This is a genomic window from Tabrizicola sp. (assembly GCF_036781545.1).
GTDB lineage: Bacteria > Pseudomonadota > Alphaproteobacteria > Rhodobacterales > Rhodobacteraceae > Tabrizicola.
Genome location: NZ_DAIQAT010000243.1, coordinates 1 through 3,644, shown reverse-complemented (window position 1 = coordinate 3,644; position 3,644 = coordinate 1). Strand labels below are relative to the sequence as shown.

The window sequence follows — 3,644 nt, the reverse complement described above, 5'->3', positions numbered from 1 at the left end:
CGCGACGGCGAGGTGATGCTGATCGACGAATTCACCGGGCGGATGATGAAGGGGCGGCGGCTGTCGGACGGCCTGCACCAGGCGATCGAGGCGAAGGAGGGGGTGAAGATCAACCCCGAGAACGTGACCTATGCCAGCGTGACCTTCCAGAACTACTTCCGTCTGTATGACAAGCTGGGCGGCATGACCGGCACGGCGGCGACCGAGGCCGAGGAATTCCGCGAGATCTACGGGCTGGGCGTGGTCGAGGTGCCGACGAACCGCGTCGTCGCCCGGATCGACGAGCATGACCAGGTGTTCCGCTCGGCGCGGGAGAAATATGACGGCATCCTGAAGGCGATCAAAGAAGCGCATGAGAAGGGCCAGCCGATCCTGGTCGGCACGACCTCGATCGAGAAATCGGAACAGCTGTCGGAATTGTTGAAGAAGGACGGCATCCCGCATTCGGTGCTGAACGCGCGCCAGCACGAGATGGAAGCCAAGATCGTCGCCGACGCGGGTAAGCTGGGCTCTGTCACCATCGCGACGAACATGGCGGGCCGCGGCACCGACATCAAGCTGGGCGGCAACGTCGAGTTCAAGGTGATGGAGGCCATCGCCGCCGAGCCCGAGGGCGACCATGTCGCGATCCGCGCCCGGATCGAGGCGGCGCACCTGGACGAGGAAGAGGCGGTGAAGCAGGCCGGGGGCCTGTTTGTCCTTGGCACCGAACGCCACGAAAGCCGCCGGATCGACAACCAGCTGCGTGGCCGGTCGGGCCGGCAGGGCGACCCCGGGCGGTCGGCCTTTTTCCTGTCGCTGGAAGACGACCTGATGCGGATCTTCGGGTCGGAACGGCTGGACAAGATCCTGTCCACGCTGGGGATGCAGGAAGGCGAATCCATCGTTCACCCCTGGGTCAACAAGAGCCTTGAGAAGGCGCAGGCCAAGGTCGAGGGGCGCAACTTCGACATCCGCAAGCAGCTTCTGAAGTTCGACGACGTGATGAACGACCAGCGCAAGGCGATCTTCAGCCAGCGGATGGAGATCATGCAGGCCGATCACGTCGCCGACGTCGCCGCCGACATGCGTCACCAGGTGATCGAGGATCTGGTCGATCTGACCATGCCGCCGAAAACCTACCCGGATGCCTGGGATACCGAGGGGTTGACCGCCTCGGTTCGCGACATGCTGAACATGGATCTGCCGATCGCCGACTGGGCGGCGGAAGAGGGTGTGGATCAGGCTGTCGTGCGGGAGCGGATCATCGAGGCCTCGGACAAGATGATGGCCGAGAAGACCGAAGCCTTCGGCCTGTCGACCATGCAGACCATCGAGAAGCAGGTCCTGCTGCAAGCCATCGACAGCAAGTGGCGTGAGCATCTGCTGCGGCTGGAACACCTGCGGTCGGTGGTGAACTTCCGCGGCTATGCGCAGCGCGACCCGCTGAACGAATACAAGACCGAAGCCTTCCAGCTGTTCGAGGGCCTGCTGAATTCGTTGCGGGAACAGACCACGCAGCAACTGTCGCGCATCCGTCCCGTGACCAGGGAAGAGCAGGACGAGATGATGCGGCAGATGCAGGCCGCGCAAGAGGCGGCGCAACAGCCGAAGGTGCTGGAAGCCGCCGCAGCCGCGCCTGCCGCTGCCCTTGCCGCCGCGCCGGTGGCCGAGGCCGCAACCCGGCTTGCGGGCTTCGACGAAGCCGATCCTTCGACCTGGGGCAACCCCGGCCGGAACGATCCCTGCCCCTGCGGTTCGGGCGAGAAGTTCAAGCATTGCCACGGTCGCCTCATCTGAGGCGGCCATTTACCTGGCGTTTCGGGGCGACTGCGGCAGCCTTCCCCATTAATGCCATTTCTCCGCCAGTATTGGGCTCTAGCCGTAAACGGTCCGATTCTCGGGCCGGGGCGCTGCCATGCTTTGGCGACAAAAAGTTTTGCGGATCACCGCAGCCGTGGGCGTTGCCGCCGTTGCGGCCCATACGGCGGAACGGCTGAAGGCCCCCGCCGATGAACAATCGCTTCTGATCTCTGCCGCCGAACTTGCCAGACAGTCCAAGCCCGCCCCGGCAAGCGCCGTGCCACAGTCCGCGTCGCTGACCAGCCCGGCGGACCCGGGCATGGGCGAACTGACCGGCATCACCCCCGTCGCCGCGACCACACCCCCCGCCGGGGGCGACCGCTGCCGCCCGGAGATGGAGCTTTCCGCCCTGCCCGGCGCGATGATCCAGCTGTCGCTGGCCGCGCCCTGCAATCCGGGCGAGCGTATCGTCATACGGCATTCCGGCCTGTCCTTCTCGGTCAGGACGCAAGGCGACGGCCATGCCTCGGTGACGCTGCCCGCGCTGCGTTCTGACGCCATGGTGGCGGTCTATCTGCAGGATGCGCGTCTGGTGCTGGGCAAGGTCACGGTGCCCGACGTTTCGCGCTATTCCCGCTTCGCCGTGGTATGGGAGCTTCCGGCCGAGCTGGAGCTACGCGTCACCGATGGCGACAGGGTGCTGATCGGCAGCCCGGCCCCCGTGATGGCAGACGAGCAGCGGGTGATCGCGCTGGGATCGGCCAGCGTGCAGTCGCCGGTGCTGGCGCGGGTCTATTCCGTGCCCGGTCCGGGCCTGGGCAAGGCCGACATCACGGGTGAGTTGCGGATCACTCCGGCCTCTTGCGGGCGGACGCTGCGGGTCGAGACGGTCTATTCCGTCGCGGGGATCGCCACACATGCCGAACGGGCGATCAGCGTTCCGCTTTGCGGCACGACGGGCGACATTCTGGTGTTGAAGAATCTTGCGCCTGCCCCGAAACTCGCCGCCCCGAAGTAGGTCCGGATTGGCAGGGTATGGGTGTGAAGGCAGGACTGGCGGCGCTGGGCGCTGCCCTGTGCATTTGGGGGTCTGCCGCTGCCCAGGACGTGACGCTGGTCGCCCGGGAGGGCGGGATCGTGCTGAGCGGCACGCTGCAGGGCTATGACGGGGAGTTCTACCGGATTTCAACTTCCTATGGCTTGCTGACCGTCGACGGGCAGGGGGTGATCTGCGAAGGCCCCGCCTGCCCGGAGCTGACGGCACCCAAGGCGGTGATGCGGGTCGTCGGCTCTCCGGATGCCGCGGCCTTGCTGCCGGTTCTGGTCCAGAGCTTCGCCCGGTCGCGGGGGCTGGTCTATGACGAGGTGCCGGGCGGGGCCTATGCGGCGCGCATCCTCGACCCCGCAAGCCGCAAGGGCCTGGCCGAGATTTCCTTTGCCCCCCTGCCGCCCGACCAGGCGACGGCGGCGCTGGAGGCCGGGTCGGCGGACCTGAAGCTTTCCTATCGCGCCGAGGCTGGCCTTGGCAGCCATGCCGTCGCGACGGATGCGCTGGTCGTCCTGGTCGCGCCCGACAACCCGACGCCCGAGATTTCCACCGTGGAGCTGGCCGGGGTGCTGTCCGGCGAGGTGACGAACTGGGCGCAGGTCGGGGGGCCGGACATGCCGGTGGTGCTGCACGCGCTGGAGGCAGACAGCGACATCCAGCAGGCGCTGGCCGCACGGCTGGGCGCAAAACCTGCGGCGATGGTCCTGCACCCCGACCTTGCCGCTTTGGCCGGGGCGGTGGCCAAGGACCCCTGGGCCATCGCGATCTCGGGCCGGTCGGCGATTGCCCCGGCGCGGCGGATGCCGCTGACCGA

The 3,644-nt window shown here is 67.0% G+C and carries 3 protein-coding genes; all 3 read left to right on the top strand.

Annotation, left to right across the window (positions count from 1 at the left end; all coding sequences use genetic code 11):
- The coding region (locus tag V7Q39_RS20030; protein WP_333818377.1) for a preprotein translocase subunit SecA at positions 1-1,779 on the top strand (1,779 nt) is incomplete at its 5' end.
- A gap of 157 nt (positions 1,780-1,936) precedes the next feature.
- On the top strand, positions 1,937-2,800 hold the full coding sequence (locus tag V7Q39_RS20025; RefSeq protein ID WP_333818376.1) for a hypothetical protein: 864 nt from the start codon (positions 1,937-1,939) through the stop codon (positions 2,798-2,800).
- Between the two features lie 23 nt (positions 2,801-2,823).
- Positions 2,824-3,644, top strand: an 821-nt coding sequence (locus V7Q39_RS20020) for a substrate-binding domain-containing protein (protein ID WP_333818375.1), incomplete at its 3' end; no start/stop codon positions are given.